16 protein-coding genes are annotated in these 20183 nt (G+C 68.0%); 5 read left to right on the top strand and 11 right to left on the bottom strand.

What is annotated here, in order from left to right:
• Nucleotides 1-7: 7 nt before the first annotated feature.
• The 6 genes from ACVCMC_RS16500 to ACVCMC_RS16475 form a co-directional block, all read right to left on the bottom strand.
• Entirely contained in the window at nt 8-589 is a 582-nt protein-coding gene (locus ACVCMC_RS16500; protein WP_447098084.1) for a hypothetical protein, read from the bottom strand.
• 173 nt (nt 590-762) lie between these two features.
• Entirely contained in the window at nt 763-1998 is a 1236-nt protein-coding gene (locus ACVCMC_RS16495) for a tyrosine-type recombinase/integrase (RefSeq protein ID WP_447098083.1), read from the bottom strand.
• Nucleotides 1999-2236: 238 nt separating this feature from the next.
• On the bottom strand, nt 2237-3409 hold the full coding sequence (locus ACVCMC_RS16490) for a DmpA family aminopeptidase (protein WP_447098082.1): 1173 nt from the start codon (nt 3407-3409) through the stop codon (nt 2237-2239).
• On the bottom strand, nt 3409-4686 hold the full coding sequence (locus tag ACVCMC_RS16485) for an APC family permease (RefSeq protein WP_447099525.1): 1278 nt from the start codon (nt 4684-4686) through the stop codon (nt 3409-3411). Before ACVCMC_RS16485 ends, ACVCMC_RS16490 begins: the two co-directional genes overlap by 1 nt.
• A gap of 195 nt (nt 4687-4881) precedes the next feature.
• Nucleotides 4882-7371, bottom strand: coding sequence for a TonB-dependent receptor plug domain-containing protein (locus ACVCMC_RS16480; RefSeq protein ID WP_395120153.1), 2490 nt, complete (start codon nt 7369-7371; stop codon nt 4882-4884).
• A gap of 265 nt (nt 7372-7636) precedes the next feature.
• Nucleotides 7637-8539, bottom strand: coding sequence for a LysR family transcriptional regulator (locus ACVCMC_RS16475; protein WP_395120154.1), 903 nt, complete (start codon nt 8537-8539; stop codon nt 7637-7639).
• A gap of 205 nt (nt 8540-8744) precedes the next feature.
• Between ACVCMC_RS16475 and dgcN the strand changes: the two genes are divergently transcribed.
• The 5 genes from dgcN (at nt 8745) to ACVCMC_RS16450 (ending at nt 14687) form a co-directional block, all read left to right on the top strand.
• The gene (gene dgcN, locus ACVCMC_RS16470) at nt 8745-9788 is read left to right on the top strand and encodes an N-acetyltransferase DgcN (RefSeq protein WP_395120155.1); all 1044 of its coding nucleotides are present in this window, start codon (nt 8745-8747) and stop codon (nt 9786-9788) included.
• Complete coding sequence (dgcA, locus tag ACVCMC_RS16465; RefSeq protein WP_395120156.1) at nt 9773-10759, top strand: N-acetyl-D-Glu racemase DgcA; 987 nt, start codon at nt 9773-9775, stop codon at nt 10757-10759. Before dgcN ends, dgcA begins: the two co-directional genes overlap by 16 nt.
• Before the next feature lie 104 nt (nt 10760-10863).
• On the top strand, nt 10864-12666 hold the full coding sequence (gene ggt / locus ACVCMC_RS16460; RefSeq protein ID WP_447098081.1) for a gamma-glutamyltransferase: 1803 nt from the start codon (nt 10864-10866) through the stop codon (nt 12664-12666).
• A gap of 113 nt (nt 12667-12779) precedes the next feature.
• Nucleotides 12780-14000: a helix-turn-helix domain-containing protein gene (locus ACVCMC_RS16455; protein ID WP_447098080.1), complete on the top strand. Its 1221-nt coding sequence runs from the start codon at nt 12780-12782 to the stop codon at nt 13998-14000.
• Nucleotides 14001-14036: 36 nt separating this feature from the next.
• Nucleotides 14037-14687: a Vgb family protein gene (locus ACVCMC_RS16450; protein ID WP_447098079.1), complete on the top strand. Its 651-nt coding sequence runs from the start codon at nt 14037-14039 to the stop codon at nt 14685-14687.
• A 46-nt stretch (nt 14688-14733) separates the two neighbouring features.
• Here ACVCMC_RS16450 and ACVCMC_RS16445 read toward each other — a convergent pair whose 3' ends face one another.
• The 5 genes from ACVCMC_RS16445 to ACVCMC_RS16425 form a co-directional block, all read right to left on the bottom strand.
• A complete protein-coding gene (locus ACVCMC_RS16445) occupies nt 14734-15870 on the bottom strand; it encodes an NAD(P)/FAD-dependent oxidoreductase (protein ID WP_447098078.1) in 1137 nt (378 codons plus the stop codon).
• A 142-nt stretch (nt 15871-16012) separates the two neighbouring features.
• A complete protein-coding gene (locus ACVCMC_RS16440; RefSeq protein WP_447098077.1) occupies nt 16013-17239 on the bottom strand; it encodes a dicarboxylate/amino acid:cation symporter in 1227 nt (408 codons plus the stop codon).
• Nucleotides 17236-18018, bottom strand: a complete 783-nt coding sequence (locus tag ACVCMC_RS16435) for a L,D-transpeptidase family protein (RefSeq protein ID WP_447098076.1) — start codon at nt 18016-18018, stop codon at nt 17236-17238. Before ACVCMC_RS16435 ends, ACVCMC_RS16440 begins: the two co-directional genes overlap by 4 nt.
• Before the next feature lie 178 nt (nt 18019-18196).
• Complete coding sequence (locus ACVCMC_RS16430; RefSeq protein ID WP_447098075.1) at nt 18197-19054, bottom strand: MurR/RpiR family transcriptional regulator; 858 nt, start codon at nt 19052-19054, stop codon at nt 18197-18199.
• Nucleotides 19054-20151 carry a dipeptide epimerase gene (locus tag ACVCMC_RS16425; protein ID WP_447098074.1) on the bottom strand — a complete coding sequence of 366 codons (1098 nt, stop codon included), beginning with the start codon at nt 20149-20151 and terminating at the stop codon, nt 19054-19056. Before ACVCMC_RS16425 ends, ACVCMC_RS16430 begins: the two co-directional genes overlap by 1 nt.
• Nucleotides 20152-20183 lie beyond the last annotated feature (32 nt).

Raw genomic sequence — 20183 nt, 5'->3', positions numbered from 1 at the left:
CACCCCGCTAGACCACTGGGTAGGCAATGGCCTCGAACTCGTCGCCCCCGGCCTGCATCATCACTTCGAGCATGATGGGCACCAACGTTCCCAGGATCGCGGCGCCATCCTTCACCTGCGCCCTGTTGGTCTTCCCGCCCCAGGTGGCCCCACCGTGCACCAATTGGTTCCGGAGCACGTAGAGGCGGTCCAGCACGATGGAGAGCAGCGTGCCCGTTTCCTTGCCCATCAAGGCTTTCATGGCCACCTTCTTGCTGGAGACGAATGAACCTTCCCAGGCGCCACTGCCATCATGCTCGCGCAGCGCCCGCCAGAATGGCTCGAAGACATGTTTGTTTTCGACCAGCGTGCGGATAGGGCCGCTGAACTGGCTGAACAGCGCGTGGTGGAGCTTTTGTTCGCTGTCCAGCCCAAGCAGCTTGTCGATGAACTGCTTCACCAGCAGTCGCTCGGTTTGCTCGAAACCGAATTCGCTGGCATAGGCGGCGTTGAAGGCGATCCACAGGAAGATGTAGCGGGCATCAGGATCGTCCATTTCCTGCTCTGCACGCGCCAGCCAACTGATCGCACGGTGGATGCGGACGCGCAACGGTTCCGGCTGACCATCCCGTATGCGCCGGTGTCGATCCTTCAATGTTCCCGCACCCATCGACTTCCCCCTGTATTCAGCCTGGCACACAGCGACAATCAAACCAGCCTAAGCGTCCGCCAGGCCCAATGACCGTTGGCGACGATGTCGCAACCGACTCAATCCAAATCCACTCAAGCGGATTTTGACGATGACTTGCGCGAACCGTCGCCGTTCTTGGCTTTCTTCAACAAGCCGTCGATGAAGTTCGCCCATTCCTGCATCATCACCTGGCGCTCGCCCAGATACTCCGCCTGGTTGTAGCTCGCGCGCACCTTGTTTCGCTCGGCGTGTGCAAGCTGTCGTTCTATCACGTCAGCGCGGTAACCAAGCTCGTTGAGGATGGTCGACGCGGTAGCCCGAAACCCATGAGCTGAGAAACCGATGCCGCCCTTGCCGTTGAAGCCCATGCGCTCAAGCGCTCGGTTCAACGTGGTAGCGGTCATGCACTCGATTGGCCGTCGATAGTTCGGAAACAAGAGGCCACGACCGCCCGTGTAGGTTCTCAGCTCCTGAAGCAATTCCACCGCCTGCTTAGACAACGGCACGATGTGCGGCTCCCGCATCTTCATCCGCTCGGCGGGGATGCGCCACTCCGCATCATCCAGGTCGAACTCGCTCCATTGGGCTTTGCGAAGCTCCACCGTCCGCACGAAGGTCAGGAGCATCAGACGCAAAGCGATCACCGTCGTGCGATAGCCGCCATACCTGCCTAGCTCATTCACGAAATGCGCAATCTGTGCACGCGACAACGGCCGGTGATGCACGACCTTGGATCGCTCAACGGCACCACGCAGTGCTGCGGCCGGGTCACCATCGGCACGGAGCGTCGCCACCGCGTAGCGGAAAATGGCCGACGACCACTGCCTTATCAGCAGCGCAATCGTCGCGGCTCCTCGCTTCTCAACGCGGCGAACGATCTCCAACAAGTGCGCTGCAGTGACCCTGCGAATCGGCAGCTTCCCGACATGAGGGAAGACGTCAGCCCGTAGGACGCTCTCTACCTGGCGATGGTAGTACGCGGTCCAGTTCGCCGATTTCTTCGCAACCCATTCGTTCGCCACGGCCTCGAACGTGTTGGCATTCGCCACCAGGTTCGACAGTCGCTCCACCTTTCGGCTGTGTGATGGATGGACAGCATCCGCGACGAGCGCGCGTGCACGGACGTGTTCAACCCTGGCGTCCGCCAGCGATACCGATGGGTATTCCCCGATGGCAAAAATGTTCTCCTTGCCAGCGATGCGATAGCGATACCGCCACAGCTTTGCGCCCGTTGGGCGCACCTCCAGATAGAGCCCGCCTCCATCCGCCAACTTGGCGGCCTTGGATGTTGGCTTGGCGGTTCGAACCTTGGCGTCAGTCAGCGGCATGTGCGGGTACCGGCTTCGATACCCGCAACGATACCCGCAATTTTCCTGGCTTGCCATAAACATCCTCGGACAAGGATGGAAACTTCAAGCCTGTTTTTAAGGGTTTTTTTCGCTATCGATGGATAGCTGCGGACTAGCCTGGATGCCGATGCTAATTTTCGATCATCAGGAGCATGGTGTGCTCTGCCGCCGCGGACATACCCAGAGACGCCCATGATAGCGGGACAACCGCGGCCGGTCAGCGCGGATGCGCGTCGGTCGGCGCCGGAGCGGGGTGCGAGAGCGGATAGCCGTGCTCCCGCAGCAGGCGCAGCACCCCATCTACGGGCAGTGCCTGCACCTGGTGGCCTTGCCAGCCGCGCATGTCGCCGGCGTGGAACAGGGAGTTGATGATGGCTTCTTCGGTCGCCTCGATGGCGGCCATGAACAGCGGCGACATGGCGTCGTTGCGCAGCACGGCAACCTGGCGCACGGACTGTTCGGCGGCGTACGGCACGCGGTTCGCCGCGTAGGTGGAGAAGGCGATCACGTAGTCGCCGCTGCCGTTGGAGGCGATGCCGCCGCTGCGGGCGAGGCCGAGGATCGCGCGTTTCGCCAGCCGTTTCAGGTTGCGCGCATCCAGCGGGGCGTCGGTGGCCACCACGATCATGCACGAGCCGTCGGGCGAGTCGTTCAATGCGTCGCTGAGGTAATACTTGTGCAGCAGCTTGCCGACCGGGACGCCGGCCACGGTCAGGGTGCCGCCGAAGTTGGTCTGCACCAGCACGCCGACGGCATAGCCGCCCAGACGGTCAGGCAGCTTGCGCGAGGAGGTGCCGATGCCGCCCTTGAAGCCGAACGCGACGGTGCCGGTGCCGGCGCCGACGTTGCCCTGCGCGACCTTGCCGCCGCTTGCCGATGCGATCGCCTGCAGCACGTCGCGCACGGCGACGTGGCGACCGCGGATGTCGTTGAGATAGCCGTCGTTGGTTTCCCCCACCACCGGATTGACCGACAGCACCTCGCGATTTTCGGGGTTGGCGAGCGCGTGCTCGATCAGCGCCGCAGCGGCCACCGGCACGCTCAGCGTGTTGGTCAGCACGATCGGCGTTTCGAGGTTGCCGAGTTCGTCGATCTGGGTGCTGCCGGCGAGCTTGCCGAAACCGTTGCCCACGTACACCGCCGCCGGCACCTTGTGCTGGAAGAGGTTGCCCGCGTGCGGCAGGATCGCGGTGACGCCGGTGCGCACGTCGTCGCCACGGATCAGCGTCTTCTGGCCCACTTCGACGCCGGGCACGTCGGTGATGGCGTTCAGGGCGCCGGGCGGCAGCACGCCGATGGCGACGCCGTAGTCACGCAGGTCGCGCTGCTGACCGAATGCCGGCAGGCAGGCCAGCAAGCCGAGTGCCATCGCGATGGCGCGGCGACCCATCAGCCCGCCTCGCGCCGTGGCCGCCGCCAGAAGCGGTAGATCAGCGCGCCGATCAGCAGCGCGATGGCGGCGGCGACCAGGTTGGCAACGCCGGCGCTGGCCAGCAGGCCCAGCGACAACGCCGTCGCGGCGAGCGGGATCAGCGGCCCGCCGGGCAGCCGCATGGCGCCCTCGCGCTGGCCGTGGCGCCTGCGCAGCACCAGCACCGCGACCGCCGTGGCGAGATAGCCGAACAGCCGCGCCACCACGGAGAGCAGCGCCAGCTGCACGAACGAACCGGACAGCGCCAGGATCACCGACAGCACGCCCACCGTGACGATGGCCACCGCCGGCGTGCGGAAGCGCGGATGGATGCGCGTGAGCGCGGCCGGACCCACGCCGTCGTCGGCGAGCGCGAGCAGGTAGCGCGGGCCGAACATGATCGTGTTGCTGTTGGTACCGAGAATGGAAACGGCCGCGCCGACGGTCAGCACCAGCGCCAGCCACATGCCGCCGAAGCGCGCCGAGGCATCGGCCAGCGGCGTGCTGGACGCGGCCAGCCCCGGCAGCGTACCCAGCGCCACCCACTGCACCGCCACGTAGGTCGCGGTGACGATCGCGATCATGGTCAGCATCGCGAACGGCACGTCGCGCTGCGGGTTGCGATATTCGGCGGCTGCCGCGGGCATGTTCTCGAACCCGGCATAGGCGAACAGCAACAACAGGGCGCCCTTGGCCAGGTCGTCCATCGGGATCGAGTCCACCGCCAGCGGCGAGGCCTGGCCCAGGTCGACGAAGAACGCGCCGATCAGCACGAACATCGCCAGCGGCAGGAACTTGGCGATCGCCAGGGTGACTCCGGTACGCGCCGCGGCGCGCACGCCGATCACGTTGATCCCGGTCAGCGCAGCCAGCGAGCCGACCACGATCAGCACGCGCATTTTGCCGTCGCCCGCCGCCGGCCAGAAATGCGTGACCGCATCGGCCAGGCCGTTGCTGAGTGCCGCCGCGCTGGCGATGCGGGTCAGCAGCAACATCCAGCCCACCTCGAAACCGGCGAAGCGTCCGAACGCCTCGCGCGCATAGAGATAGCTGCCGCCGGCCTGGTCGAAGTAGCTGGCGGCCTGCGCATAGCACAGCACCAGCAGGCTCACCGCGATGCCCGCCAGCAGCACGGCCCACAGGCTGGCCGGCCCCAGCAGCGCGGCAGCCGCTGCCGGCAGCAGGTAGATGCCGCTGCCGATCACGTCGTTGACCGACAGCCCGACCAGTTGCCAGCGCCCGACCGCGCGCAGCATGTGCGGCTGGGCGGTGGCGGCAGTTTCCACGGTCGCCGGCCGGGCGGGGGTGATTGAGATCGGCGACTGGTTCAAGAGCGATTCCGGAGGTGGCGGGATCAGGCATCGCCGCGATGCGCGCGACGCCGCGGCCACGGCCGTCGCAGTGCGACGAGGTCGACGCCGGGCGGCAAGCTGCCGCCCGGCGCACGGGCATCACCAGCGATAGGCGACCTTGCCGTACACGTAGGCACCCTGGGCACCGAACGGCGAGCTGCTCGGATACGGGAAGATGCCGTGGAAGTTGCTGCCGTCCGGTGCCTTCTGCGGATAGGTGTCGAACACGTTGTCCGAGCCAAGGGTGAAGGTCCAGCGATCGTGGTAGTAGTTGGCAGCGAGATTGAAGATCCACCGGGACGGGTAGACATCGTCGTAGATGTAGCTGGTCGAGCTGTACTCGGTGACCCCGCCGTAACGCACCGCGGTGCCGGTGAAGCCCCAGTGGCCGGTCTTCCAGGTGTTGGTCCAGATGAACTTGGAGCGCGGCATCTGGTCGGCCAGCAGGCCCTTGGCCTGGCTGCGCGTGATGCGCTGGAAACCGACATTGCCCAGCGCGTCGAGCACCGCGGGGTTGGGCAGCACCTTGGTCACCTTGTTCTTGTGGTACGACCAGTTGACCGTGGTCTGGAACGAGCCGCCGTCGGCAAGCTCCTTGATGTAGTTGGTGACCACGCCGATGCCCTTGATGCGCATCTCGGCCGCGTTGGTGAAGTAGGCGAGCGCCACGTACTCGGAGTTGACCACGCCGTTGGCGGCCAGGTAGTCCTTGACCGACTGGGTCACCAGCGACATCGAGCTTGACATCAGGATGCGGTTTTTCAGCCGGATGTCGTACAGGTCCACCGTGGTGGTGAAGGCGCGCGTGGGTGCCCACACTGCGCCGACGGTGATGCTGCGGGTGGTCTCCGGCTTCAGCGGCTCGCTGCCCAGCAGCTGCGCGGTCTTGTTGTCCGGCGGCACCAGGCCGCGCAGGTAGATGCCCTCGGGCAAGCCCAGCGAGTTGCCGGCGGGGTAGGACACCGAGGTGGTCACCGAGGCGTGCTGCTGGCCCAGGCCCGGCGCGCGGAAGCCGGTGGAATAGGTGCCGCGCAAGGCAAAGCCGTGGTCGAAGTCGTAGCGGCCGGACAACGCGTAGGAGAGGTTGGTGCCGAAGTCGGAGTAGTCCTCGTGGCGCGCCGCGATCGAGGTACTCAGCCGGTCGGTGATGTTGCCTTCCAGTTGCGCGTACTCGGCCACCGAATGCCGCGTGCTGTTGCTGGCGTCCTCCGGGCCCCAGCCGGCAAAACCTTGCGCGCCGCCGGTGACGCCCGAGGTGCCCACGTAGTACGAGGCGAGGTCGCCGGCCACGATCTTGTAGCCCTGGTGCAGGTACTGCGCGCCGAAGCCCAGGTGCCAGTAGTCGTTGAGCGACTTGCCCATCGAGAAATCGAGGGTGGCCTGCGAGGCGGTCAGGGTGCCGTCGTGGATGTCGGTCGGGGTGTAGCCGAAGTCGTTCCAGAAGGCGAAGTTCACCGTGTTGAAGGTGCCGTAGGACACGCGGTTGGCGCCCCAGGTGGCCGCGGTGTCCCAGTCCCAGCCCGACTCCGTCTCGCCGCGCACGCCCATCACGAAGGACTTGTCGCGCGACACGCCATGCTCGACCGGGTTGAAGCCGTCGCCGTCCGGGAACAGGTACTGCATCAGGTCGTTCTTCGGCTCCGGCGCGTTGGTGCCGTAGCGGTAGAACGCCATCGGCTCGGCCATCAGCCGGCCATAGTGGCCGTAGCCGTACAGATGCACCTTCGGCGTGAAGTCGTACTGCCAGTTGAGGAAGGTGTTGTAGTTGTTGGAATTGGGGATGCCGACGTGGTACTTGCGGCCCAGCTCGGTGAAGCCGGGGCGGTTGTCCAGCCCGGCGCGGTTGGTCGGGTCCTGCTTGCCGACCTGCGCGGAAAGCCGCATCCAGCCCTTGTCGCCCAGCGCGAAGCCGAGGCTGCTCTGCAGCCGCGAACTCGCACCGTCACCGGCCGAGTACTTGCCGTAGTCGCCCTGCACCTCGCCGCCCTCGCCGCCCTTTTTCAGGATGATGTTGATGACGCCGGCCAGCGCGTCGGAGCCGTACTGCGCCGAAGCGCCGTCGCGCAGCACCTCGATGTGGTCGATGGCGCCGACCGGGATGGTGTTGATGTTGACGCCCTGCGAGCCCTGGCCGACCTGGCCCAGGGTGAGCATCAGCGCGCTCGAGTGCCAGCGCTTGCCGTCGACCAGGATCAGCACCTGGTCGCTGTTGAGGCCGCGCATCTGGAACGGCCGCACGAAGGCGAACGTGTCGGACATCGAGGCCAGCGGGAAATTCAGCGAGGGTACGGCGAGGTCGAGCGCATTGCCCAGGCTCACCGCGCCGGAGTCGTTCAGCACCTGCGCGGGGATCACGTCCACCGGCACCAGCGAACTGGATTGCGTGCGGTCGCTGGTGCGCGTGCCGGTCACGATCACCTGCGACAGGTTGACGGCATCCTTCTTCTGCTTTTGCTGGCTCGATGATGCCGCATCCGCCGGCGCGGCGGGTGCCGACGCGGTTTCCTGCGCGGCAGCGGTGCCCGCCAGCACCAGCGCCACCGATACGGACAACAGCTTGGGAATGATTCGACCGAAACGCTCGTTCATCAGAGACCCCCAACGTTAGGATTGCACCGGAACCGCCCTGCCCCCGGCGATTGCTTGGTCCACTTCAGTCAAGCGATGTATCCGGGCGTCTCCGCACCGGCAAGGCGTTGGCGATGTCCCCGAGAACAAGCGTATTCAGGCCGGGCCCGAAGGCACGCTCCGCAACGTCTGGTCGAGCATAGTCACAAGCCGCCGCCAGCCACCAATGAAAAGACCGGCACCTGGCATAACCGAAAGTTGTAGATGCCCGTGAGCGTGGGCGCGATCAGCCCGGCGCAAGCGTCTGCCGCGCCAGCTGGCGCACCAGTTCGATGAAGTGTTCCTGCAAGGGATTCAGCTGGCTGTCCAGCCGGTACACCGCGTACAGCACCACGTCCAGCTCCAGCGCCAACGGCCGCGTCTGCACCACGTCGCCGTCGCCCTGGGAGGCGGTGAAGGGGTCGACCAGCGCCAGCCCGGCGCCTTGTGCCACCAGTGCGCAGGCGAGTTGATAGGTCTGCACCCACACCGAGATCTGCGGCGGCGGGTCGACATGCATCAGGTGGCTTTGCAGCAGGCTGCCCAGCGCATCCTGCACGGCGATGCCGATCATCGGCTCGCCGGCCAGCGCCGTCACCGGCAGCGGCTGCGCCAGTTCCGCGGGCGACCAGCGGCCCGGCGGCGCGATCACCATCACGCGGCCCTGGCACAGCGGCTCCTGGCGCAACTCGGGGTGGCTGGCGTCCTGCAGGGTGAGGCCGATGTCGGTTTCGCGCAGGGTCAGCGACTCGCACATCTCGGCCGAGTGCCGCGTGGACAGCTCCGCGGTCGCGGCGGGCCAGGCCTTGCGCAGCAAGGTGGTCGCGTCCGGCACCAGCGACTGCGCCAGGGTGGGCGTGCAGGTCACCCGCAGCGGTTCGCTCTCCGGCCGCGCGAAATTCGCGGTGAGCCGTTGCAGGTCGTGCAGGTCGCGGATGATTTTCTCCACGCGCGGACGCAGCAGCAGCGCCTGCTCGGTGGGATGCAGCCGCCCGCGCACGCGATGGAACAGGGTGAACCCGAGCTGGTGCTCCGCCTGCTGCAGCGCCTTGCTCGCCGCCGGCTGCGAAATGTTCAACAGATTCGCCGCGCCGGTGAGGCTGTTGGTGGTCATCACGGCATGGAACAGTTCGATGTAGCGAAGACGCATGTCGAGAGTTCACCCTGTGGCCGCGGCGGCGCTGCCTTCGAAGTGCAGCACAGCCGGTGCCGCCGGGCAACTCCCGTCGACCGGTTTCCACAACCCGCAGTTATGCCAGGTGTCGGTCTTTTCATTGGTGCCGCGCCGTGGCCGATCACTATGCTCGACGCCGTGTCGTGACGGGCTACCGGATGCCCGCGGGAGTACGCGCACCATGTCCGATCCAAGCAACGCCGCCGAGCCCGGTCACTGGGGCCCGCCCTACCTGCTGTACCTCGGCAGCGCCGCCGACGACCTGGCGATCAAGACCGCCCGGGGCCTGGCCTACTGGCGCCCGGACTGGTGCGTGGGCCAGCTGCGGCGCGGCGACTGCAAGCCGACGCTGGGCCTGCCGGAGATGAGCGTCGGCGAAGCGCGCAAGGCCGGCGCCAACACCATGGTGATCGGCGCGGCCAATGCCGGCGGCGTGATGTCCTCGCACATCGTGGCCGATGCCATCGCCGCGCTGGAGGCCGGCCTGCACGTGGCCGCAGGGCTGCACCAGAAGCTGCGCGACAACCCTGACATCGTCGCCGCGGCGCGACGCCACGGCCGCGAACTGTTCGATGCGCGCGATCCGATGCCGGGCCTGCCGGTCGGCAACGGCCGCCCGCGCGCCGGCCGGCGCCTGCTCACCGTGGGCACGGATTGCTCGGTCGGCAAGATGTACACCACGCTGGCGATCGAGCGCTCCATGCGCCGACGCGGACTCGCCGCCGACTTCCGCGCCACCGGACAGACCGGCATCCTGGTTGCCGGCTCCGGCATCCCGATCGACGCGGTGGTCGCCGACTTCATCTCCGGCGCCGCCGAGAAGATTTCGCCGGCACGCCTCGACGGCGGCTGGGACCTGATCGAAGGCCAGGGCTCGCTGTTCCATCCCTCCTACGCCGGCGTGTCGCTGGGCCTGCTGCATGGATCGCAAGCCGACGCGCTGGTGCTGTGCCACGAGCCCACCCGGCAGCACATGCGCGGCCTGCCCGACTACCCGCTGCCGGAACTCAAGCGCTGCCTGCAGGCCAACCTGGTTGCCGCGCAGCTGACCAACCCGGCGGTGAAGGCGGTGGGCGTGGCGGTGAACACCTCCAACCTCTCCGCCGCCGACGCCGCGACCGCCTGCCGCCGCATCAGCGGATTGCTCGAACTGCCTTGCCAGGACCCGGTGACGATGGGCGTCGAAGCGATCGTGGACAACCTGCTCGCATGCTGCGCCAACTGATCATCGAGGAGCGCCGTTTCCCGCTCGCCGCGCCGTTCCGCATCTCGCGCGGGGTCAAGCACAACGCCGACGTGGTCACCGTCGCCATGCGCCAGGGCGACAAGTGCGGGCGCGGCGAAGCGGTGCCCTACGCGCGCTACGGGGAATCCGCCGCGTCGGTGATCGAGCAGATGGAGCAACTGCGCCCGCAACTGGTCGCCGGCATGGGCCGCGACGAACTGCAGGCACGGTTGCCGGCCGGCGCCGCGCGCAACGCCCTGGACGCGGCGCTGTGGGACCTCGAATCGCAACTGAGCGGCGTGCCGGTCTGGCTGCGCCTGGCGCGGCCGCAACGCGCCGCGCTGGTGACCGCGCTGACCATCGGCATCGACACGCCCGAACGCATGGGCGCGGCCGCCGCGCGCATCGCCGGCACCGGGCTGATCAAGATCAAGGTCGACGCCGACGACCCGGCCGCACGAATCGACGCCGTGCGCCGCGCCGCGCCGCATGACCGGCTCATCGTCGACCCCAACGAGAGCTGGACCATCGAGTTGCTGCGCGACATGCAGCAGCCGCTGGCGCGCGCCGGCGTCGACCTGCTGGAACAGCCGCTGCCGGCCGACGCCGACGACGCGCTGCTGGGTTTTTCCGGCAGCATCCCGATCTGCGCGGACGAGGCCTGCCACGAGACGCGCGACCTGCCGCGCATGCGCGGGCGCTACCAGGCGATCAACATCAAGCTCGACAAGACCGGCGGCCTGACCGAGGCATGGCACCTGCTGCGCGCCGCGCGCCGCGAAGGTTTCAAGGTGATGGTCGGCTGCATGGTGTGCTCGTCGCTGGGCATCGCGCCGGCGCTGGAACTGGCGCGCGAGGCGGCCTTCGTCGACCTGGACGGGCCGTTCTGGCTGCAGCACGACCATCCGGACGGCGTGCAACTGCACGGCGGCTCGCTGCTGCCGCCCTTGTCCGGCTTCTGGGGTGGCTGAGCGCCGCGCCACAACCGCCGGTTATGCCAGCTGATCGTCTTTTCATTGGTGGCTGGCGCACGCCGGCGACTATGCTCGATCCGACAATCGTGGAGGGTGAACCCATGTCCGATCGCAACACCGCGCGCGCCGATGTCCGCCAGGCGCACCGCGCGCGCGCCGCGCGCTGGCGGCAAGCCGCGCTGGCGCTGGCGCTGACCGCGTGCAGCGCGCTGGCGTGGGCGCAGGACGTCAATCCCGATTCGACCGGCCGCGAGCCGGTCATCACCCGCATGGCGCTGGAGAAGGCCAAACCGGTCACCGCCAAACACGCCATGGTGGTCAGCGCGCAGCACCTGGCCACGCTGGTGGGCGTGGACATCCTCAAGCGCGGCGGCAATGCGGTGGACGCCGCCGTGGCGGTGGGTTTTGCCGAAGCCGTGGTGCACCCGTGCTGCGGCAACATCGGCGGTGGCGGGTTCATGACCATCCACCTCAAGGATGGTCGCAACCTGTTCCTCAACTTCCGCGAGAAAGCGCCGCTGAAAGCCACGCCGACCATGTTCCAGGACGCCGACGGCAACGTGGTCGAGGGGCGCAGCACCGACAGCTATCTCGGCGTGGGCGTGCCGGGCACGGTGATGGGTTTCGACACCGCGCTGAAGGCCTACGGCACGATGTCGCTCAAGCAGGTCATCGCGCCGGCCATCAAGCTGGCGCGCGAGGGCTACATCCTCAAGCAGGGCGACGTCGACAGCCTCGAACCGCACACCGGGGATTTCGCCAGGCACGCCAACGTGGCGGCGATCTTCCTCAACCACGGCAAGCCCTTCAAGGTGGGCGAACGACTGGTGCAGAAGGATCTGGCCAACACCCTGGAAATGATCGCCGACAAGGGCATCGACGCGTTCTACAAGGGCCCGATCGCCGAGGCCGTGGTCAAGGCCAGCGACGCCAACGGCGGCATCCTGTCGATGCGCGATTTCGCCAATTACACCGCGCAGTGGGAAAAACCGATCCAGTGCAAGTACCGCGGCTACGCCGTCGTCTCGGCGCCCCCGCCGAGTTCGGGCGGCACCACGCTGTGCCTGATCCTGCAGATCATCGAACCCTACCCGCTGGCCAGGTGGGGTTACGGCTCGGTCAACAGCGTGCACTACATCGTCGAGGCCGAACGCCGCGCCTTTGCCGACCGCAACACCTACCTCGGCGACCCGGCCTTCGTGCACAACCCGATCGACGAGCTGCTCTCGGCCGAACACGCGGCCAGGCTTCGCGCCACCATCCAGCCGGACCGGGCCACGCCGTCCTCCGAGGTCAAGGGCAGCCTCGGCGCCCCCGAAGGCAACCACACCACGCATTACTCGGTGGTCGACAAGGACGGCAACGCCGTCGCCGTCACCTACACCGTCAACTTCCTGTTCGGCAACAAGCAGATCGCCGGCAACACCGGTTTCTTCCTCAACGACGAGATGGACGATTTCACCTCCAAGCCCGGCGTGGCCAACGGCGCCGGCCTGGTGCAGGGCGTGATCAACCAGGTCGAACCGGGCAAGCGTCCGCTGAGCTCGATGACGCCGACGATCGTGCTGCGCGACGGCAAGCCGTTCATGCTCACCGGCAGCCCCGGCAGCGCCACCATCATCTCGTCCACGCTGGCCAGCATCATCAACGTGGTCGACTTCGGCATGAACATGCAGCAGGCCGTCAACGCGCCACGCCTGCACCAGCAGTGGTATCCGGACGTGGTCTACGCCGGCCAGGGGCTGCTCACGCCCGAGTCGCAGAAAACCCTGGAAGCGATGGGCTACACGTTCAAGCAGTTCAGCGGCGGCGCGGTCGAGGCGATCCTGATCAATCCGAAGACCGGTTTGCTGGAAGGCGCCAACGACCCGCGTCGTCCCGCGGGGCTCGCCGCCGGGTACTGACCTCCGCGGCGCCGTCCGGTGGGTGGCCTGCGCTAGATTAGGCAGCCGAACCACGAAGGCCGGAGTGAACACGTGGCGCGACTGCCCGAACCCGCCGCGACGAGGCCGCCGCGATGGATGCGCTGATCACCGCCGCGGCGCAGGCGCTGGCGGCGGGCGACCCGCTCGGTGCGATGACGCGGGTCGCCCTGCGCGAGGATGCGCCGGCGCTGGCGTTGCGCGGCCTGGCGATGGCCCAGCTCGGCGACTTCACGCGCGCGACGCTGCTGCTGCGGCGCGCGGCACGCGCATTCGGCCCGCGCGAGGCGACGGCGCGCGCACGCTGCGTGGTGGCCGAGGCCGAGATCGCGCTGGCCTCGCGCGAGCTGGCCGGTGCCACCGCCACCCTCGACGCAGCGCGCGCCACGCTCGACGCGCACGGCGACCACGTCAACGCGGCGCACGCGCGCTACCTCGGCATCCGCCGCCTGCTCCTGCTCGGGCGTCTCGACGAAACCGAACAGGCGCTGGCCGCGGCGGCCGGCACGCCGCTTCCGCCCGCACTGCTGGCGGTGCACGAACTGGTCGCGGCGGGCGTCGCGATGCGCCGCCTGCGCGCGACGGCGGCACGTGATGCGCTCGCTCGCGCCGCCCGCGCCGCGCAACGCGCAGGCATCCCCGCGCTGATGGCGGAGGTGGACGCCGCCACGCGCACCCTGCACGCGCCCGCCGCACGCTGGCTGGCCGGCGGCGAGGAACGCCTGTTGCCGCTGCGCGATGTCGAAGCCCTGCTGGCGTCGGAGACCTTCGTCGTCGATGCCTGCCGCCATGCCGTGCGGCACCGTGGCAAGACGGTTCCGCTGGCCAGTCGTCCGGTGTTGTTCGCGCTGATGCGGCAACTGGCCGAGGCGTGGCCGCATGACGTGCCGCGCGACGCGCTGGTCGCCCGCGCGTTCCGCGCCAGGCACGCCGACGAGTCGTATCGCGCACGCTTGCGGGTGGAACTCGGGCGCCTGCGCCGCGCGCTGAGCGGGTTGGCCGAGGTGCATGCCACCCCGCACGGTTACGCCTTGCTGGCGCATCGCGCGGACCAGGTCGGCGTGCTGGCGTGGCCGGTCGAGTCCGCGCACGCGGCGGTGCTGGCCCTGCTCGGCGACGGCGAATCGTGGTCCAGCTCGGCGCTGGCGCTCGCGCTGGGGCGCAGCCAGCGCAGCGTGCAGCGGGCACTCGAAACGCTGGCGGCAGCCGGCAGCGTGCAGTGCGCCGGGCACGGTCGCGCGCGCCGCTGGATGACGCCGCTGGCGCCGGGATTCGCGACGACCTTGTTACTCCCGGCGCCGCTGTCGTTTGAATAGCATGGCCCGCGTCTTCCATCCCCAAGGAGTCCGGACATGAAACGAAGCAAAGCCGACATCGTCGCCGAACACGGCCCCTACCCCGGCACCGATGGCGTGCATGGCGTCACCTGCGATGGCGAACACGTGTGGTTCGCCTCCGGCGCACGGTTGAACGTGTGGGACCCGGCCAGCGCCCGCGTGTTGCGCAGCATCGACATCGCCGCGCACGCCGGCACCGCGTTCGACGGCCGCCACCTGTTCCAGATCGCCGAGGACCGCATCCACAAGATCGATCCGCAAACGGGCGAGGTGCTGGCCACCATTCCCGCGCCGGGCGACAGCAGCTCGGGCCTGGCGTGGGCCGAGGGCACGCTGTGGGTGGGCCAGTATCGCGGGCGCAAGATCCAGCAGATCGATCCGGCGACCGGCGCGATCCTGCGCACCATCGAATCCGACCGCTTCGTCACCGGCGTCACCTGGGTCGACGGCGAGTGCTGGCACGGCACATGGGAAAACGACGAGAGCGCCTTGCGGCACATCGATCCGACGACCGGCGAAGTGCTGGAGCAACTCGACATGCCGCCCGGCGCCGGCATCTCGGGGCTCGCCGCCGAAGACGGCCAGGCCGTGTTCTATTGCGGCGGCGGCCACAGCGGCAAACTGCGCGTGGTGAAGCGGCCGCGAAGCGTCGCGGCGGCTGGCTGACGAGGCGCCGGATTCCAGCTTTCGCTGGAATGACGGCCAAGGAGCTTCAGCGGCGCAGGCGTGCCGGGCTCAACATCTCCATCGACAGCCCGGCATCGACCAGGCGCTGCGGCAGCGGTCGGCCCAGCGCCAGGTTGGCGCAGGTTTCGCCCATCGCCGCGCTGGTCTGGATGCCGTAGCCGCCCTGCGCGGCGACCCAGAAGAAACGCGGCGCATCGGGATCGAAGCCGCCGATCAGGTCGCCGTCGGCGACGAACGAGCGCAGGCCGGCCCACGTGCGCCGGGGCCGGCGGATCGTCATCGTGGTGGCTTCCTCGATACGGTGGATGCCCAGCGCGATGTCGTATTCCTCCGGCTGCACGTCGTGCGGTTCGACCGGGTCGGCATTCGCGCACGAGCCCAGCAGGAGGCCGGCGTCGGGCTTGAAATAGAACCTCTCACTGAAGTCGGTGACGAACGGCCAGCGTGCCGTGGCCATGCCTTCGGGCGGCTCGAACACGAAGGCGGAGCGGCGCTTCGGCACGATGCCCAGCGGCGCCACGCCGGCCAGCGCCGCCACGTGGTCGACCCAGGCGCCGGCCGCGTTGAGCAGCAGCGGCGCGCGGAACGACTGCGCCCCGCTGTGCACCCGCCAGCCGCCCGCCTCGCGCTCGATCGCGTCGATGGCGACGTCCACGCGCAACTCGCCGCCATGCGCGCGCAAACCGCGCAGAAAGCCAAGGTGCAATTCGTTGACGTCGATGTCGGCCGCGCCCGGCTCGTGCAGGCCGATCTGCGCGAACTCCGGCCGCAGCACCGGCACCGCGGCCTGCACGCGGGCCGCGTCGTGCAGCTCGATGTCGCGGCTGAACGGCACGATGGCCTCGTACAACGCGCGCACGTCGTCGCGGCGTTCCGCACCGGCGATGATGGTGGCGCCACGTGGACTCAGGATCGGCTCGGCCGAGAATCCCGCCGGTGGCGCCGCCAGGAACGGACGCGCGGCACGGGTTAGCGCGCGCACCTGCGGCGAGCCGTAGGTTTCGCTGAACAGCGCGGCCGAGCGTCCGGTCGAGTGCACCCCGGCATGCGCCTCGCGCTCCAGCACCAGCACCCGCACATGCGGTGCGAGGAAATACGCGACCGACGCGCCGGCCATGCCGGCGCCAATCACGATCACATCGGTTTCGATCCGTTCCATCATCAGTTCTTTCGTTGAGAAGGGAATAGGGAATCGGGAATGGGGAATCGCAAAAGCAGAGAGCACTGCTCTTGGCTCTTGGCTCTTGGCTCTTGGCTCTTGGCTCTTGGCTCTTGGCTCTTGGCTATTCGCTATTCCCCATTCCCTACTCCCTGGTTTGTTTCGCCACCACGCTGGTGGCGGTTAGGTCGGCGGTGACGTTGCCTAGCGTGGCGAGGGCGTCGGGCACCGTATCCACCGCCAGCATCAGGCCCAGCGGGGACAGCGGCAGGCCCATCGCCTGCGCCACCGGCAGGTTGGTGGCGACGAAGGTGACCTGGCCCGGCAATCCCACCGAACCGAGGCTGACCACGACCGCCAGCAGCGCACCGGCCAGCAGCTGTGCAGTGGACAGATCCACGCCATAGGCCCACGCGATGAACGCCGCCGACGTCATGTACTGCACCGGGCTGGTCAGCCGGAACAGGCTCACCGCCATCGGCAGCACCAGCGCGGCGACCTGCTTGGGATAGCCGAGGCGGCGGTCCGCGCTTTCCAGCATCGCCGGCAGCGAGGCCAGCGAGGACTGCGTGCTGATCGCCACCGCCTGCGCCGGCACCAGCGCGGGCACGAAGCGGCGCAGCCGCTCGCCGCCGAACACCAGCGCCACCGGCAGCATCATCGCGGTGACGGCGAGATACAGCAGGCACTCGGTCAACACGTACACGCCCAGCGCACTGAGCATGCCCAGTCCGGAGCGCGCGCACACCGAGAGGATCAGCGCGAACACGCCCAGCGGAGCCACCCACAGTACCCAGCGCACGATCACGATCATCGCGTCGGCAATCGCCTGGAAAAACTCCACCAGCATCGCGCGCCGCGCCGGTGCGATGCGGGTCAGCGCGAAACCGAGGAACAGCGCGAACACCACCAGCGGCAGCATCGCGCTCTGCGCCGCGGCCATGATCGCGTTGCTGGGCACGATCGCCACCAGCGTGTCGACCCACTGCACCGGCGCCACCGACACCGCCGGCGCGCTGGCGTGGTCGAGCGCGGCGACCAGCTCGGGGTTGTGCGGAAACAAGGAAAACACCAGCGGCGCCGCCAGCGCGGAGAACAGCGCGCCGCCGGTGAGGATGACGATGAACACCACGATCGCGCGGCGCGCGATGCGGCCGGACGCCGCCGCGTCGGTGGCAGTGTTGACGCCCACCACCACCAGCGCCAGCACCAGCGGCACCACCGTCATCTGCAGCGCGTTCAACCACAGCTTGCCGACCGGGTGCACCGCGTTGGCCACCTGCAGCGCCACGGATTGATTCCAGCCGGCCAGCAGCAGGCCGATCACCGCGCCGGCGGCCAGGCCGGTGAGCACGCGCGCGGTGGCGCTCATCGCGCGCCGTCCGCGTGGAGGACGGGCAACTGCCAGGTGTTGCGCAGGCGCTCGTACTCGGCCTGCGGCAGCAGCACGAACACCGGATGGTCCTGCGGCTTGAGCCAGGCCAGCAGCGACTGCATCACCGCCGGCGTCATCGCGGTGCAGCCGGCGGTGGCGTCGGTGGGCGACTTCCACAGGTGGGCGAAGATGCAGCTGCCCGCCTGTGGCACGTTGCGCGGGTTCTGCTCGATCACGAAGCCCATGCGGTAGCGCTGGTCGCCGTTCGCGTGCAGGTCGCGCCGCATCGGCTCGGTGGAACCCTTCACCGCGTCCAGGCCGACCACGTTCGCGTCGACGATGCGGTTGTAGTGCTTCGCGCCGCTGACATCGACGCAGTACTCGGTGGCGTTGAGCGCGAGGTACGGCATCGCGGTATCGACGCTGGCCGCATAACCGAACGAGTCGCCGATACGGAACACCCCGGCCGGGCTGCGGTTGTCGCCTTCGCGTTTGACCGGACCGCCTGCAGCGGTCTGCGGCGCATTCAGGCCCAGCCCCCAACCGGAACCGTTCTTGCCGATGGTCACCGGCGTGGAGGTACGCACCTCGCGCCAGCCGTCGCCTTCGCGCACGAAGGTGCGCAGGGTGCCGTGGTCGACGTTCCAGTCGGCGGTGGTGACCAGGATCATCTGGCCGGCGTTCCGCCACGGCACATCTGCGGCGTCCGCGTGCGCGACGCCGGCAAGCACGACGGCGAAGGTCAGCAAGGCAAGGGGGCGGCAGTGAACAGTCATCAGCTTTCGTTCCGCATGGTGAAGATGCTTGACCTCGTAGGGCGGGCACCGCCCGCCGCCTTCGTGAAGCCACACGGACGACGTATCGAAAAGCCGGCGGGCAGTGCCCGCCCTACGAAAGCATCGCCCGCGAGCGGGCTCCTGCGATTCCCTATTCCCGATTCCCTGTTCCCGGCCCTCATGGCTCCAGCATCTGCTGGATCCGGTCGAGGTTGCCCAGCAGCAGGGCACGGCGATCGTCGTGGCTTTCGCACAGCTGCACGAATACGCCGTCGAGCAGGTGCTGCAGGGCGGACTGGTACAGCAGCGGCTGGATGTAGGGCAGCTCGTCATGGGCGGACACCACCAGCGCGATGTCGGCCAGCGTGCGCAGCGGATTGGCGGTGTGCCGCGTCACCGTGATCAGCTGGCCGCGGCGTTCGCGGAAATAGCGGGCGATCTTGCACAGCGCCGGGTGGTTGCCGTGTTCGGAGAACATGATGAGCACGTCGCCGGCGCCGGCGGCGGAGACGTTGGCGGTCATCCGCGCGGTGTCGAAGTTGTGCACGGTGAGGATGCCCAGCAGCGACAGCCGCAACGCGAAATTGCGCGCATAGATGTCGTCCTCGCCCAGGCCGATGATGAACACCTTGCCGGCGCGGCCGGCCTGGCCGATGGCATCGGCCACCGCGTCGAGCATTTCCGGCGGATTGATCAGCCGGGTGGCCTCCTCCGCCTCGGACTTGCGCCGCCACAGGTTGCCGGCGAACGCACCGGCGCCAGTGCCGTCCGCGGCCGGCTGGACGTGCAAGGTGTCGCCGTTGTCGGCACGGGCGATCGCCTCGCCCACGGAATACTTGAGGTCGGGGTAGCCTTTGAAGCCGAGCTTCTGGGTGAACTTGACCACGCTGGACTGGCTGATGCCCAGCGCATTGGCCAATTGCTGCGAAGAGTAGTCGCGCAGCAGGTGCGCGTTCTCCAGCACGAAATCGGCGATGCGCCGCTCCACCGCGGACATCTGGTCGCGTTCCGAACGGATTTTGACCAGCGGCGACATCAGTCCTCGATCCTCTCCAGGCCGCGTATCTCCCGAATGCCCAGGCCGGGCGCGTCCGTTACCGAGATCTCCGATTCGTTGAAGATTACCCCACCGTCGACCGGGTTGAACTGGCACAGCGAGGGGCCGTCCAGGTCGATCTTGGTGATCGCGTTGGACTTGGCCACCGCCACGTGCACCGCGGCCGCCACGCTGATCGAGGTTTCCAGCATGCAGCCGATCATGCACTCGATGCCGTGCATGCCGGCGATGTCGGCGATGCGGATCGCATTGGAGATGCCGCCGGTCTTCATCAGCTTGATGTTGATGATGTCGGCCGCGCGCAGGCGAATCAGCTCGATCACCTCCATCGGGCCGAACACGCTCTCGTCGGCCATCACCGGCGTGTGCACGCGCTCGGTGACGTAGCGCATGCCGGCCAGGTCGTTGGCCTTGACCGGCTGCTCGATCAGCTCGAGCTTGATACCGGCCTCCTCCAGCGTCTGCAGCGCATACACCGCCTGTTTGGCCGTCCAGCCCTGGTTGGCATCCAGGCGCAGCAGGGCGCGCCCTTCCACCGCGGCGTAGATCGCCTTGACCCGCTCGATGTCGACGCCGATGTCCTTGCCGACCTTGATCTTCAGCGACTCGAAACCGCGCTCCACCGCGGAGACCGAATCGGCCACCATCTTGTCGATGTAGTCGACGCTGATGGTGATGTCGGTGGTGATCACCGGATCGCCGCCGCCGAGCAGCTTGTACAGCGGCGCGCCGTAGAGCTGGCCCCACAGGTCGTACACCGCGATCTCCACCGCCGCCTTGGCGCTGGTGTTCTTCTCCATCGAGGACTGGATCAGCTGGGTGATCTGGTTGAGGTTGGCAATCTCCTGGCCGATCAGCCGCGGGGAGATGTAGTGGCGGATCGCGTCGATGATCGAGCCATGGGTGTCGCCGGTGATCACCGCGGTGGCGGGCGCCTCGCCGTAGCCGACCTCGCCGGTGTCGGTATGCATCATCACCACGATGTCGTCCACCGTGTTGACGGTGCGCAGCGCGGTCTTGAACGGGGTCTTCAGCGGTACCCGCAGCATGCCGAACTGGATGTCGGTGATTTTCATGGGAAGGCCTTCATGGAATCCGTGTCCTGTTT

The sequence above is a fragment of the Rhodanobacter sp. UC4452_H20 genome (assembly GCF_052978205.1).
This window is presented reverse-complemented; position numbering and strand designations above follow the sequence as displayed.

What these genes read in the sequence shown, in the direction of transcription:
- ACVCMC_RS16495 (WP_447098083.1), bottom strand. Translation starts at nt 1,998, where the DNA reads ATGCCGCTGACTGACGCCAAGGTTCGAACCGCCAAGCCAACATCCAAG.
- ACVCMC_RS16490 (WP_447098082.1), bottom strand. Translation starts at nt 3,409, where the DNA reads ATGGGTCGCCGCGCCATCGCGATGGCACTCGGCTTGCTGGCCTGCCTG.
- ACVCMC_RS16485 (WP_447099525.1), bottom strand. Translation starts at nt 4,686, where the DNA reads ATGCTGCGCGCGGTCGGGCGCTGGCAACTGGTCGGGCTGTCGGTCAAC.
- ACVCMC_RS16480 (WP_395120153.1), bottom strand. Translation starts at nt 7,371, where the DNA reads ATGAACGAGCGTTTCGGTCGAATCATTCCCAAGCTGTTGTCCGTATCG.
- ACVCMC_RS16475 (WP_395120154.1), bottom strand. Translation starts at nt 8,539, where the DNA reads ATGCGTCTTCGCTACATCGAACTGTTCCATGCCGTGATGACCACCAAC.
- dgcN (WP_395120155.1), top strand. Translation starts at nt 8,745, where the DNA reads ATGTCCGATCCAAGCAACGCCGCCGAGCCCGGTCACTGGGGCCCGCCC.
- dgcA (WP_395120156.1), top strand. Translation starts at nt 9,773, where the DNA reads ATGCTGCGCCAACTGATCATCGAGGAGCGCCGTTTCCCGCTCGCCGCG.
- ggt (WP_447098081.1), top strand. Translation starts at nt 10,864, where the DNA reads ATGTCCGATCGCAACACCGCGCGCGCCGATGTCCGCCAGGCGCACCGC.
- ACVCMC_RS16455 (WP_447098080.1), top strand. Translation starts at nt 12,780, where the DNA reads ATGGATGCGCTGATCACCGCCGCGGCGCAGGCGCTGGCGGCGGGCGAC.
- ACVCMC_RS16450 (WP_447098079.1), top strand. Translation starts at nt 14,037, where the DNA reads ATGAAACGAAGCAAAGCCGACATCGTCGCCGAACACGGCCCCTACCCC.
- ACVCMC_RS16445 (WP_447098078.1), bottom strand. Translation starts at nt 15,870, where the DNA reads ATGATGGAACGGATCGAAACCGATGTGATCGTGATTGGCGCCGGCATG.
- ACVCMC_RS16440 (WP_447098077.1), bottom strand. Translation starts at nt 17,239, where the DNA reads ATGAGCGCCACCGCGCGCGTGCTCACCGGCCTGGCCGCCGGCGCGGTG.
- ACVCMC_RS16435 (WP_447098076.1), bottom strand. Translation starts at nt 18,018, where the DNA reads ATGACTGTTCACTGCCGCCCCCTTGCCTTGCTGACCTTCGCCGTCGTG.
- ACVCMC_RS16430 (WP_447098075.1), bottom strand. Translation starts at nt 19,054, where the DNA reads ATGTCGCCGCTGGTCAAAATCCGTTCGGAACGCGACCAGATGTCCGCG.
- ACVCMC_RS16425 (WP_447098074.1), bottom strand. Translation starts at nt 20,151, where the DNA reads ATGAAAATCACCGACATCCAGTTCGGCATGCTGCGGGTACCGCTGAAG.